Here is a 12,187-nt window from a genome sequence, read left to right as displayed (position 1 = left end):
GTCAGCGTGGGGTTACACGGGCGTTTTCAACCAATTCCTCGTAGAGACGGGCATAAGGCTCGACGGCCTGGCACCAGTTGAAGGGTTGGGTCATGGCCAGGCAACGCATGGCGTTGAGCAGGTTCTGCTTGCCGTACACGTAAAACGCCCGGCTCAGGGCTTCGCGGTAGCTGTCGACAGTGGACTCATCGAACAGAAAACCGGTGACGCCGTTCTCGATGGTGTCGGCCAGGCCCCCGGTGTTGCGTGCCACCGGCAGCGAACCGAAGCGCTGGGCATACATCTGGCTCAGGCCGCAGGGTTCGTAGCGAGATGGCATCAAGAGGAAATCGCTGCCGGCGAACATGCGCCGGGCATCGGTTTCGTTGAAGCCGATGCGCACGCCGATCTGCCCGGGATAGCGCAGGGCGAGTTCGCTCATGGCTTGCTCTTCTTCTGGCTCGCCGCGGCCGATGATCGCGATCTGGCCGCCTTGGCGAACAATGTAGTCGGCCACCCCCAGCGTCAGGTCCAGGCCTTTCTGGTACACCAGGCGCGAGACCACGGCGAACAGCGGCCCGGTCGAGGGCTGCAGCTCGAACAGCGCGCGGACCTGCCGGGCGTTGACGGCTTTGCCCTCCCAGTCGTTGAGGCTGAAGGGGTGGGCCAGGTGCGGGTCGCTGGCCGAGTCCCAGCTTTCGTCGATGCCGTTGGGAATGCCGCTGAGCAGGCCTTGCTGAGCCTTGCTGGCTAGAAAGCCATCCAGCCCGCAGCCGAACGACGGCGTGGTGATCTCTCGGGCGTAGGTGGCGCTGACCGTGGTGATGTGGCTGGAATAGGCAAGGCCGGCCTTGAGGAACGACAGCTTGCCGTAGAACTCCATGCCTTCCTGCTGCAGGGCATGGTTGGGAATCGCCAGCTCCGGGCAGCAGGCGCGGCTGACCACGCCCTGGTAGGCCAGGTTGTGAATGGTGAACAGGGTCGGGGTCTGCAGGCCGCGCCAGTGCATGTAGGCCGGGGCCAGGCCGGCGGGCCAGTCGTGGGCGTGGACCAGGTCGGGCTTCCAGTGGACCATGCCTTCACCGGCAGCGATTTCCGCGGCGGCCAGGCCCAGGCGGGCGAAGCGGATATGGTTGTCGGGCCAGTCGCGGCCGTTGTTGGCACCGTAGGGGGTGCCTTCACGCTGGTACAACTCGGGACAGATCAGCACGTAGATCACCAGGCCGTCGGCCAGGTCCATGCGGCCGATCTTGCATGGCGGCAGCGCTGCGTGGCCGCCCAGTTCGCCGACCAGGTGGATCGGGTTGTCGCTCTCCAGCACTTGCGGGTAACCGGGGATCAGCACCCGCACATCGTGCAAGTGGCGCATGGCTCGTGGCAATGCCGCCGAGACATCGCCCAGGCCGCCGGTCTTGACCAGGTCGGCGATTTCCGAGGTAACGAACAACACTTTGCGCTTCTTCGATGAATGTCTGGGGTCAGCACCCAGTGCCTTGGCTGTCGGCGTGAAATCCGCTCCAAGCGACTCACGCGTATCCGGGGTGAAATGCTCTACATGAGGTTCGACAGCGGCACTGATCATACTTCTCTCCGTCCCTATGTTGTGCGGGCGTGGGCGCCCGTTGTTGTTTCTCTGCTGATACTTCTCTCTATAAGTGGTCTTGCCTTGCATTCCATGCCCCGAAGCCAAGCGCACAAGCGCTACGCAAGCCGGCGTCCTGCCGACGGCGTGGTGACGATATGGGATGGGTGGGCCGCGTCCGTTGAAGCGGAATCGATGGCCTACTTAGTTCCTGACCTACCGCGATTCCAGAAGTTTCGACTAATTTCAGTCGAGTTTTCCGGGCGATGTCTGGCCGAATACCGAGTGTAGGAGAGATATCGTGAAATATGTGACCCGCTGGTCACTTTTGCTGGCGGGAAAACCTGCAGCATTTGTACCGCAGGTCATGGCGCAAATTCAGCCGCGCGGCAACAGCGAGGAATGGTGGCTGCTGATCAGCCACTGCTGGCCATTCCAACGATAGAGGCGGCGCCGTCAGGCGCGAGCGGGCACCTGGCCATCCTGCGCTTGCTGCAGCAGCAGGTTGAGCCGGGCGACTTGTTGTTGCAACTGGTCGCGTTCTTCTTTGAGGCGACGCAACTCGTCGCGGTGAACCGTCACGTAGAGGGTCTGGGCAGGCATTTTCGGCAGAAGGGTTCCCATTGCACACCTCGCATAGGGTGGGTCGTTTTTCTAACAGCGTAGCTGCTTGATCGGCGGCGATTCTGAATTCTTTTGTCGGTCATGGGAACTTTTTTGTTTCTGGGTGTCTTGCCGTTCGTCGCTGAACCAAGTGGGCGATGGCTGGACTAACCTTGAAGGCCTGAACCGGCATTTTTCATTCCAGGGGAGCATCGCACATGCAATTGGGAATCGTGGGGCTGGGCCGCATGGGCGGCAATATTGCACGGCGCTTGATGCGTGGCGGGCACCGGATGGTGGTGCATGACCGTGATCGCCAGGCGGTGGAAACCCTGGTCAAGGAAGGTGCCAATGGCGCCCACGACCTTGGCGCACTGGTGGGCAAGCTGGAGAAACCACGCGCGGTGTGGGTGATGTTGCCGGCCGGTGAGCCGACCGAGCAGACCATTGCGCAACTGGCCGACCTGCTGGATGCCGACGATGTGATCATCGATGGCGGCAACACCTTCTACAAGGACGATATGCGCCGTGCCGCCGAGCTGGGCACGCGCAACCTGCACTATATCGACGTCGGCACCTCGGGCGGTGTCTGGGGCCTGGAACGGGGCTACTGCATGATGATCGGCGGCGAAAAGGCCGTGGTCGATCGTCTCGATCCGCTGTTCGCAACCCTCGCCCCCGGGGTCGGTGACATCCCTCGCACCCGGGGCCGCCAGGGCCCGGCCGAACGTGCCGAGCAAGGCTATATCCATGCCGGCCCTGCAGGTGCCGGACACTACGTGAAGATGATCCACAACGGCATCGAGTACGGCCTGATGCAGGCCTATGCCGAAGGTTTCGACCTGCTCAAGAGCAAGGGCAGCGATGCCTTGCCGGCCGAGCAGCGCTTTGACCTGAACCTGGCCGAAATCGCTGAAGTCTGGCGCCGTGGCAGCGTGGTCACCTCCTGGCTGCTCGACCTCACCGCCGATGCCCTGGTGGCCGATCCGCAACTGGGTGGCTACAGCGGCTCGGTGGCAGACAGCGGTGAAGGGCGCTGGACCATCGATGCGGCGGTGGAGCAGGCGGTGCCGGTGCCGGTGTTGTCCAGCGCCCTGTTCGCCCGCTTTCGTTCGCGCCAGCAGCAGGGCACCTATGCCGACCGCATGCTGTCGGCCATGCGCTTCGGCTTTGGTGGTCATGTCGAGAAGAAAGCCGAATGAGCAAAACACAAATCGAAGCGGCCCCGCCTTGCAACCTGTTCCTGTTTGGCGCCAACGGCGACCTGGTCAAACGCCTGTTGATGCCGGCGCTGTACAACCTGAGCCGCGACGGCTTGCTCGACAAGGGCCTGCGGATCATCGGCGTCGACCATAACGCCGCCACCGACCGTGAATTCGCCGCGCGCCTGGAAGCCTTCATGCGCGAGCGCGACAAGGCCAGTGAAGGCGCCAGCAAGTACCTGGATGACAAGCTCTGGGCACGCCTGGCCAAGCGCATCGGCTACCTGACCGGCGACTTTCTCGACGAGGCCACCTACCAGGCCATCGCCGAACGCATCCGCAGCAACCCCAGTGCCAACGCGGTGTTCTACCTGGCCACCTCGCCGCGCTTTTTCAGCGAAGTGGTGCAGCGCCTGGGCGCCGCCGGCCTGCTCGACGAAACCGATGGCTTTCGCCGGGTGGTGGTGGAAAAACCCTTCGGCTCGGACCTGGCCAGTGCCGAAACGCTCAACGCCTGCCTGCTCAAGGTCATGAGCGAAAAGCAGATCTACCGTATCGACCACTACCTGGGCAAAGAGACGGTGCAGAACATCCTCGTCAGCCGCTTTTCCAACGGCCTGTTCGAAGCGTTCTGGAACAACCACTACATCGATCATGTGCAGATTACCGCTGCCGAAACCGTCGGCGTCGAAAGCCGCGGCGCCTTCTACGACAATACCGGCGCATTACGGGACATGGTGCCCAACCACTTGTTCCAGTTACTGGCCATGGTCGCCATGGAGCCGCCGGCAGCCTTTGGCGCCGATGCGGTCCGAAGCGAGAAAGCCAAGGTCATCGGCGCGATCCGGCCCTGGTCGAAAAACATGGCCCTGAAGCACTCGGTGCGCGGCCAGTACACGGCGGGCAAGCAGGGGCGCAAGAACGTGCCCGGTTACCGCGAAGAGCCGCGGGTCGAGCCCGACAGCAACACCGAAACCTTCGTCGCGCTCAAGGTGATGATCGACAACTGGCGCTGGGTCGGCGTGCCGTTCTACCTGCGCACCGGCAAGCGCATGAGCGTGCGCGATACCGAGATTGCCATCTGCTTCAAGCCAGCGCCCTATGCCCAGTTTCGCGACACCGAGGTCGAGCGGCTCAAGCCCAACTACCTGAAGATCCAGATCCAGCCCAACGAAGGCATGTGGTTCGACCTGCAGGCCAAGCGCCCGGGCCCGGCCCTGGCCATGGAGAACGTCGAGCTGGGTTTTGCCTACAAGGACTTTTTCAAGATGCAGCCGTCCACGGGCTACGAGACGCTGATCTACGATTGCCTGACCGGCGACCAGACGTTGTTCCAGCGCGCCGACAACATCGAGAACGGCTGGCGCGCAGTGCAACCGTTTCTCGATGCCTGGAAGGAGGGCGGCGAGGTGCAGCCCTATGCCGCCGGCGAAAATGGCCCGACGGCGGCGGATGAGTTGCTGGCCCGGGACCGGAGGGTCTGGCACCGCATCGGGTGAAACCCATCGCGGGACAAGCCCGTTCCTACAGCCAGTAAGTCACCGCCCACCACCCCAGGCCACCCATGACCACGGTGTAGGGCAGCGCCATCCACACCATCCGCCCATACGACAGGCGAATCAGCGGGGCGATCGCCGAAGTCAGCAGGAACAGGAACGCCGCCTGGCCATTGGGCGTGGCCACGCTTGGCAGGTTGGTGCCGGTATTGATCGCCACCGCCAGGGTCTCGAAGTGCTCGCGACTCATGCCACCGTTGACAAACGCCTGCTTGACCTCGGTGATATAGATGGTGGCGACGAACACGTTGTCGCTGATCGCCGACAACAGGCCGTTGGCGATAAACAGCATGCCCGGCTGCTGATCCGCCGGCAGCGCCAGCACCCACTGGATCAGCGGGGTAAACAGCTGCTGCTGGTGAATCACCGCCACCACGGCAAAGAACACCACCAGCAGCGAAGTAAACGGCATGGCGTCCTGGAACGCGCGGCCGAGGCGGTGTTCGTCGGTGATGCCGGTAAAGGCGGTGATCAACACGATCACCAGCAGGCCGATCAGGCCGACTTCGGCCACATGCAGGCCCAGGCCGATGATCAGGATCAGCGCCGCCAGGCCTTGCACCACTAAGGCGGCACGTTGATGAGTCGTGCGCTGGGCGTCGTCTTCGGCGGCATAGGCGGCCAGCACCTGGCGCACGTTGTCCGGCAGCAGGGTGCCATAGCCGAACCAGCGCAGTTTCTCCAGCAGTACGCAGGTCACCAGGCCGGCGGCCAGCACCGGCAGCGACACCGGCGCAACCTTGAGGAAGAACTCGGCGAAGTGCCAGCCCATCTCGTGGCCGATCAGCAGGTTCTGCGGTTCACCCACCAGGGTGCACACACCGCCCAGGGCCGTACCGACGGCGCCATGCATCAGCAGGCTGCGCAAAAAGGCGCGGAACTGCTGCAGGTCGTCACGGTGCAGGTGAGCGATCTGCTGGTCGCTGTCCAGGTCCGAGTCTTCCCGCGGGTTGCCGCCGGAAGCGACCCGGTGATACACCGAGTAGAAGCCTACCGCCGCGCTGATGATCACCGCCGTGACCGTCAGGGCATCGAGAAACGCCGAGAGAAACGCCGAGAGAAAGCAGAAGAGCAAGGCCAGCAGGGTCTTGGACTTTACCCCGAGCAGGATGCGCGAAAACACGAACAGCAGCAGGTCTTTCATGAAGTAGATGCCGGCGACCATGAACATCAGCAGCAGGATCACCGGAAAGTTGTGCTGCAGCTCTTCATACAGCGCTTGCGGCGTGGTCATGCCCAGCAGCAGGGCTTCGACCATCAGCAGGCCGCCGGGCATCAGCGGGTAGCACTTGAGCGCCATGCCGAGGGTAAAGATGAACTCGATCACCAGCACCCAGCCGGCCACCACCGGGCCAAGGGTGAACAGCAGCAGGGGATTGAGCAGCAGGAACAGGCACAAGGTGGCCTTGTACCAGCGCGGCGACTGACCGAGAAAATTGTGGGCCAGGGCGCCGGCCAGGGAGCGGGACATGAAAATGTATCCTTATGATTCAACAGCTGGGCAAAGTGCCGCATGTGCGAAAGGAGATCAAGGTAAAAGTCCCGGTTTTGGCACAAGCGCGGCCTTGGCGCCGACGGCCACCTTGTTATAGTCCTGCGATCAACCTCGCCGCCATCAAGGAAAGCACCGTGACTGACTACCAAGCGTTCAAGGTCGAACTGATTCACCACATCGCCCACGTGCAGATCAACCGCCCGGAAAAGTACAACGCCATGAACGCGGCGTTCTGGAGCGAAATCGTCGAGATCTTCCGCTGGATCGATGAAACCGACGAAGTGCGCGCGGTGGTGATCAGCGGCGCGGGCAAGCATTTCTCCGCGGGTATCGACCTGATGCTGCTGGCCTCGGTGGCCAACGAGCTGGGCAAGGACGTCGGCCGCAACGCACGCCTGCTGCGCCGGACCATCCTGCGCATGCAAGCGTCGTTCAATGCCGTGGACAACTGCCGCAAGCCGGTGCTGGCGGCGATTCAGGGCTATTGCATCGGCGGCGCCATCGACCTGGTCTCGGCCTGTGACATGCGCTACTGCAGCAGTGACGCGCAGTTCTCGATCAAGGAGGTCGACATGGGCATGGCCGCCGACGTCGGCACCCTGCAGCGCCTGCCACGGATCATCGGCGACGGCATCATGCGCGAGCTGGCCTACACCGGGCGCAATGTCGCGGCTGACGAAGCCCTGCGCATCGGCCTGGTCAACCGGGTGTTCGACACGAATGAGGCGCTGCTTGACGGAGTCTTTGCCATTGCCGCTGAAATTGCGGGAAAATCGCCGCTTGCCGTGGCCGGCACCAAGCACATGATCAGCTACATGCGCGATCACCGCATCGACGATGGCCTGGAGTACATCGCCACCTGGAACGCCGCCATGCTGCAGTCCACCGATCTGCGGGTGGCGGTTGCCGCCCACATGAGCAAACAGAAACCCGAGTTCGCCGACTGACGCCCGGCGGCGAACCCCCGCAAGGAACCGCACGATGTCAGCGCGCTGGATCACCGCAGTACTGGATACGAACATCAGCGGCGGCTGGGCAGTAGCCCGCAGCAGCGAAGGGTTCCTGGTCGATGACAATGGTGCGCTGTTCCCGCGCGACTGGCTCAGGCGTCAGGAACTGGACGTACTGTGCGAGCACGGCATTGGCCATTTCGATGGCCAGCCGGTGTTCCTTCTCGAGCTGCGCAGCCCGCAGGCGGTAGCGGGCTGCAGCTGGCGCGGCTTGCGTCAGTTCATGCTCGAAGGCGACTTCGATACCTACAAGATCCTCGGCTACGCCGCGCAGATCGGCACCTGGGCCCGCGAGCACCGCTTCTGCGGCAGCTGCGGCCAGCCCATGGCGCAGATCCACTGGGAGCGGGCCATGTACTGCGCGCCGTGCGAGCTGCGCAGCTACCCACGCATCTCGCCGAGCATGATCGTGCTGGTCACCCGTGGCGATGAAATCCTCCTGGCCCGTTCTCCACGCTTTGTCACCGGCGTGTACAGCACCTTGGCCGGCTTTGCCGAGCCGGGTGAGTCGGCTGAGGATTGCCTGGTGCGCGAGGTGCGCGAAGAGGTGGCGATCGAGGTGCAGAACATCCAGTACGTCGTTAGCCAGTGCTGGCCGTTCCCGCATTCGATGATGCTCGGCTTTCATGCCGAGTACGCCGGCGGCGAGATCATCATGCAAGCGGACGAGATCGAGGACGCCCAGTGGTTCCGGGTCGACGCGCTGCCGCCGTTGCCGGCGGGGCGCTCGATTGCCCGTTACCTGATCGACTTGTACGTGGCGCGGCGCTTGGGGTTGCAGGAGCCGGTGCTGCTCAGCTGACACAAGCTGACAGGGAAAGTATTCCCTCTAGGTGCCTGGACCCTATCAGAAGAAACTGCCCGACTTTACTAACCAGCCGGGAAAGATCGTCGTGGAGTTGAATCCAGCAGCCAGCAGCTACAGTCATTCTGTTGACCTTCAGGCAGAGTCGCCGGGCGCTTATGAACTACGCGAGCAGCTGGAGCAGGCTTGCGTGGCGTTGGGCGAGGGCCGAGGTTCACGTCCCGAGGCCTATCAAAATCTATTGGCGTTTCTGGCGGCAAGTATCAGCGAAACGCAAATGTCGTCAGAGCAGCAGACGCTGGCTGAGCAGATACTGCATCAGGCAGGGCTCTCTGGCACTGACGCCAACCCCTTCGAACTGCTACCCCGGCTTCTGCCCCGTAACGTGTCGGCACCTGCGCAGGAGGGGGCGCCTGAACATCAGCTTGGGGTGGCGGTATTTGAGGACAGCGATCTGGGGGCGTGCGTGTATTTCGATCGCACCGGCGGCGCGGACGCGTTCTCGGGTGCAGATGCCCTGTTGGAGAGCTTCCCCTGGGAGCTTGAAGTCCGCCCATCGCCACCGGGTAATCCATTCAGCGCACTGCTTGATATCCCGGTCCAGCGCCTGGAGCGGCGCAATGCGGTAATTATTGAAAGTGGCCGCCTTCTGCTGGGCCCTGATGAGGGGTGGGGAGCGATTGAGCGAAAAGGCCAGGACAACATGCTTGCTGAGCTGACGCAGCTTGCACAGGCTTTCAGAATGGACGAGCGACAACTCAAGGCCGCTGTGCCGGAGTTTCTGCTTGATGCACAAAGCGAGTGGCAAGGGTTCTTCAGAGAGGAGCATCCCACGCGTTTTCGCGAGCATGACGCAGTCTTCAACGAACGCTTTGAAGACCTTGAAGCAGCCCAGCCCCATCTGGAGGACGGGCTGTACCGTTTTTATATCGAGCAGTTGAGCTGTGACAAGGCCAAAGACGAGATCGACGTGTTCAAACAGTTGGTGATCGATCATTTCGCCGGTGTCGAAATTACCCGCCTTTGATCCAGCGCCTGCCTATTGCATTCAATGGGCGGGCGCAGGGCTTACACCTGCCCGAACCAATGCTGCCACGCTAGACGCACGGTCAATGCCAGCACCACGGTGATGAACACCGGGCGGATGAACTTGCTGCCGCCGCTGATGGCGGTGCGCGCGCCGAAAAATGCGCCGACCATCAGTGCCGAGCCCATCGACAGACCGACCAGCCAGTCGACCTGGCCGGAGAAGATGAACACCGACAGGGCTGCAGCGTTGCTGACGAAGTTCATGCTGCGCGCCACGCCGCTGGCCTTGACCAGGTCGATGGGGTAGAGCAGCAGCGTGCTGACGGTCCAGAACGCCCCGGTGCCGGGGCCGGCCACGCCGTCATAGAAACCCAGGGTGAAGCCCTGGGGGATCTGCCACTTCTTTTTCACCGGCGCGTCGGCGTCCAGCGGCGCCTTGGGCGTGCCGCCGAACAGCAGGTACACGCCGCAGAGGAAGACGATCACCGGCAGCATCTTGTTCAGCCATTCGGCTGGCAGGTAGTGGGCCACCACCGCGCCAATCAAGGCGCCGATAAACGTGCCGACCAGGGCGTGGCGCCATTGCGCCGGATGGAACAGCTTGCGCCGGTAATAGGTGAAGCCGGCGGTGGCCGAGCCGAAGGTCGAGCTGAGCTTGTTGGTGCCCAGCACCAGGTGCGGTGGCATGCCGGCGGTGAGCAGGGCGGGGGTGGTGAGCAGGCCGCCGCCTCCGGCAATGGCATCGATGAAGCCGGCAACGAAAGCGACGGCGGCAAGAATCGCGAGGGTGGTGAGGTCTACGCTGAGTTCGAAAGGCATGGTCTGGGCTTAATCGACTGGGCGCAGAAGGGCTGCGCCGAAGGGTCGATATGGTAATGGAGATCGAGGCCGTCTGTCAGGCGCCTCATCGATCCTGAAGGCAGCCGCGAACGTGTGGGAGCGGGACTTGCCCGCGATCGAGCGCGAAGCGGTCGTAGGCTGCAATGGCCTCATCGCTGGCAAGCCAGCTCCCACACGGTACTCAGGACAAAAACCCACCATCGACATTCAACGCCACACCGGTGGTATAGCTCGACGCATCACTGGCCAGGTACAGCACCGCGCCGGCCATCTCCTTCGGATCGGCCACGCGCTTGAGCGGGATCTGCTGCAGGGCGGTGTTGAGGATCGCATCGTTCTTGACCAGCGCCGAGGCGAACTTGGTGTCGGTCAGGCCCGGCAGCAGGGCGTTGCAGCGGATACCGAACGGCGCGCATTCCTTGGCGAAGACCTTGGTCATGTTGATCACCGCCGCCTTGGTCACCGAGTAGATACCCTGGAAGATCCCCGGCGACACGCCGTTGATCGAGGCGACGTTGATGATGCTGCCGCCACCGTTGTCGCGCATCAGCTTGCCGGCTTCCACCGACATGAAGAAATAACCGCGGATGTTGACGTCGACGGTCTTCTGGAAGGCGCCAAGATCAGTGTCCAGCACATTGCAGAACTGCGGGTTGGTGGCAGCGTTGTTGACCAGGATGTCCAGGCGCCCGAACTGCTCGCGAATGCCGGCGAAGACCTGGCCGATCTGCTCCATCTCACCGATATGGCAGGCAACCGCAGTGGCCTTGCCACCGGCGGCGATGATTGCATCGGCAACCTGCTGGCAGCCCTCTAGCTTGCGGCTGGAGACGATCACGTGGGCGCCTTGCTGGGCCAGCAGGTGGGCGATGGCTTCGCCGATGCCGCGACTGGCGCCGGAAACGAAGGCGACTTTGCCGTCGAGGTCGAACAGGTGAGTCTTGGACATGGTCTTTTCCTTGTTGTAGTCGTCAGAGTGGGGACTTGGCGATGACCTGCAGGCTCATGTGCTCCAGCAGCTTGTTCATGTGAATGAACTGGGCGAAGCGCTTGTCCTGGGTCTGGCCGTGGAAGAACCGGTAGTAGATCTGCTGGACAATGCCGGCCAGGCGGAACAGGCCGTAGGTGTAATAGAAGTCATAGTTGTCGATTTTGATGCCGGCGCGTTCAGCGTAGTAGTCGACGAACTGCTGGCGGGTCAGCATGCCCGGGGCATTGCTCGGTTGGCGGCGCATCAGCTGCACCGGCGCCGGGTCGTCGGCTTGAATCCAGTAGGCCAGGGTGTTGCCCAGGTCCATCAGCGGGTCGCCGAGGGTGGTCATTTCCCAGTCGAGCACACCGATGATGCGCATGGGGTTGTCGGCATCGAGGATGACGTTGTCGAAGCGATAGTCGTTATGCACGATCGCAGGCTTGGGGTGATCGGCGGGCATCTTCTCGCGCAGCCAGGCGATGACCTTTTCCCAGCGTGGCGCATCCGCGGTCAGGGCTTTTTCGTAGCGGCTGGCCCAGCCCTCGATCTGGCGTTGCACATAGCCTTCGGGTTTACCCAGGTCACCCAGGCCGCAAGCGTTGTAGTCCACCTGGTGGAGTTCGACCATGCGCTCGATGAAGCTCTTGCACAGCGCCTCGGTACGCTGCGCATCCAGGCCCAGCTCCGGTGGCAGGTCCGAGCGCAGGATGATGCCCTTGACCCGGTCCATGACGTAGAACTCACCGCCGATCAGCGCCTCGTCGGTGCAGTGCACGTAAGCCTTGGGGCAGTAGGGGAAACCGCTGTTGAGCTGGTTGAGGATGCGAAACTCGCGGCCCATGTCATGGGCGGATTTGGCCTTGTGGCCAAAGGGTGGCCGACGCAGTACGAACTCGCGCCCGGGGTACTGCACCAGATAGGTCAGGTTCGAGGCGCCGCCGGGGAACTGGCTGATGCTCGGTGAGCCGCTCAGGCCCGGAATGTGCGCCTTCAGATAAGGGTCGATCACCGCAGCGTCGAGTTCTTCGCCGGGGCGGACCTGGGTGGACTGGTCGGTGAGCGTCATTCGTTTCCCTTATGATCGGTGGGGCGGATCATTGGCAATTTAATAGG

12 protein-coding genes are annotated in these 12,187 nt (G+C 62.7%); 6 read left to right on the top strand and 6 right to left on the bottom strand.

Translation table 11 applies throughout. From position 1 onward, the window contains the following. Position 1: 1 nt before the first annotated feature. A complete protein-coding gene (gene glgA, locus ABM562_RS17310; RefSeq protein WP_115086889.1) occupies positions 2-1,561 on the bottom strand; it encodes a glycogen synthase GlgA in 1,560 nt (519 codons plus the stop codon). Between the two features lie 301 nt (positions 1,562-1,862). On the opposite strand from glgA, the gene ABM562_RS17305 reads away from it, so the two are divergent. Beyond that, positions 1,863-2,006, top strand: coding sequence for a hypothetical protein (locus ABM562_RS17305; RefSeq protein ID WP_166675758.1), 144 nt, complete (start codon positions 1,863-1,865; stop codon positions 2,004-2,006). Positions 2,007-2,017: 11 nt separating this feature from the next. Here the strand turns inward: ABM562_RS17305 and ABM562_RS17300 are convergent, their stop codons facing one another. After that, positions 2,018-2,185, bottom strand: coding sequence for a DUF6026 family protein (locus tag ABM562_RS17300; protein WP_166675757.1), 168 nt, complete (start codon positions 2,183-2,185; stop codon positions 2,018-2,020). A gap of 197 nt (positions 2,186-2,382) precedes the next feature. Here ABM562_RS17300 and gnd point away from each other — a divergent pair, with 197 nt between their 5' ends. Together gnd and zwf are read left to right on the top strand one after the other, a co-directional pair. Next, positions 2,383-3,366 carry a phosphogluconate dehydrogenase (NAD(+)-dependent, decarboxylating) gene (gnd, locus tag ABM562_RS17295; protein WP_460422748.1) on the top strand — a complete coding sequence of 328 codons (984 nt, stop codon included), beginning with the start codon at positions 2,383-2,385 and terminating at the stop codon, positions 3,364-3,366. Further along, positions 3,363-4,865: a glucose-6-phosphate dehydrogenase gene (gene zwf, locus ABM562_RS17290; RefSeq protein ID WP_460422746.1), complete on the top strand. Its 1,503-nt coding sequence runs from the start codon at positions 3,363-3,365 to the stop codon at positions 4,863-4,865. The genes gnd and zwf overlap by 4 nt, the downstream gene beginning before the upstream one ends. A gap of 25 nt (positions 4,866-4,890) precedes the next feature. On the opposite strand, the gene nhaB is transcribed toward zwf, so the two are convergent. Further along, positions 4,891-6,393, bottom strand: a complete 1,503-nt coding sequence (nhaB, locus tag ABM562_RS17285) for a sodium/proton antiporter NhaB (protein ID WP_115086886.1) — start codon at positions 6,391-6,393, stop codon at positions 4,891-4,893. A gap of 158 nt (positions 6,394-6,551) precedes the next feature. Here nhaB and ABM562_RS17280 point away from each other — a divergent pair, with 158 nt between their 5' ends. From ABM562_RS17280 to ABM562_RS17270, 3 genes are read left to right on the top strand one after another with little or no spacing between them, the layout of a single operon-like run. Continuing rightward, a complete protein-coding gene (locus ABM562_RS17280; RefSeq protein WP_115087123.1) occupies positions 6,552-7,364 on the top strand; it encodes a crotonase/enoyl-CoA hydratase family protein in 813 nt (270 codons plus the stop codon). 34 nt (positions 7,365-7,398) lie between these two features. Beyond that, positions 7,399-8,229 (top strand): NAD(+) diphosphatase, encoded by an 831-nt coding sequence (gene nudC, locus ABM562_RS17275; protein ID WP_460422743.1) that lies wholly within the window; start codon positions 7,399-7,401, stop codon positions 8,227-8,229. 31 nt (positions 8,230-8,260) lie between these two features. After that, positions 8,261-9,259 carry a hypothetical protein gene (locus ABM562_RS17270; protein WP_254285414.1) on the top strand — a complete coding sequence of 333 codons (999 nt, stop codon included), beginning with the start codon at positions 8,261-8,263 and terminating at the stop codon, positions 9,257-9,259. 41 nt (positions 9,260-9,300) lie between these two features. On the opposite strand, the gene ABM562_RS17265 is transcribed toward ABM562_RS17270, so the two are convergent. The 3 genes from ABM562_RS17265 to ABM562_RS17255 all read right to left on the bottom strand — a co-directional run bounded on the left by ABM562_RS17265 (position 9,301) and on the right by ABM562_RS17255 (position 12,140). Then, the gene (locus tag ABM562_RS17265; RefSeq protein WP_115086883.1) at positions 9,301-10,080 is read right to left on the bottom strand and encodes a TSUP family transporter; all 780 of its coding nucleotides are present in this window, start codon (positions 10,078-10,080) and stop codon (positions 9,301-9,303) included. Between the two features lie 202 nt (positions 10,081-10,282). Next, positions 10,283-11,050 carry an SDR family oxidoreductase gene (locus ABM562_RS17260; protein ID WP_115086882.1) on the bottom strand — a complete coding sequence of 256 codons (768 nt, stop codon included), beginning with the start codon at positions 11,048-11,050 and terminating at the stop codon, positions 10,283-10,285. A gap of 22 nt (positions 11,051-11,072) precedes the next feature. Further along, entirely contained in the window at positions 11,073-12,140 is a 1,068-nt protein-coding gene (locus ABM562_RS17255) for a phosphotransferase family protein (RefSeq protein WP_115086881.1), read from the bottom strand. Between the last annotated feature and the right edge of the window lie 47 nt (positions 12,141-12,187).

This window comes from Pseudomonas sp. ZL2, from assembly GCF_054788455.1.
The sequence above is the reverse complement of the archived record's forward strand: the minus strand, read 5'-3'. Positions and strand labels throughout refer to the sequence as shown.

Coding starts and splice junctions, on each gene's coding strand:
- ABM562_RS17255 (WP_115086881.1), bottom strand. CDS start 12,140: ATGACGCTCACCGACCAGTCCACCCAGGTCCGCCCCGGCGAAGAACTC.
- ABM562_RS17300 (WP_166675757.1), bottom strand. CDS start 2,185: ATGGGAACCCTTCTGCCGAAAATGCCTGCCCAGACCCTCTACGTGACG.
- nhaB (WP_115086886.1), bottom strand. CDS start 6,393: ATGTCCCGCTCCCTGGCCGGCGCCCTGGCCCACAATTTTCTCGGTCAG.
- ABM562_RS17260 (WP_115086882.1), bottom strand. CDS start 11,050: ATGTCCAAGACTCACCTGTTCGACCTCGACGGCAAAGTCGCCTTCGTT.
- nudC (WP_460422743.1), top strand. CDS start 7,399: ATGTCAGCGCGCTGGATCACCGCAGTACTGGATACGAACATCAGCGGC.
- zwf (WP_460422746.1), top strand. CDS start 3,363: ATGAGCAAAACACAAATCGAAGCGGCCCCGCCTTGCAACCTGTTCCTG.
- ABM562_RS17265 (WP_115086883.1), bottom strand. CDS start 10,080: ATGCCTTTCGAACTCAGCGTAGACCTCACCACCCTCGCGATTCTTGCC.
- gnd (WP_460422748.1), top strand. CDS start 2,383: ATGCAATTGGGAATCGTGGGGCTGGGCCGCATGGGCGGCAATATTGCA.
- glgA (WP_115086889.1), bottom strand. CDS start 1,561: ATGATCAGTGCCGCTGTCGAACCTCATGTAGAGCATTTCACCCCGGAT.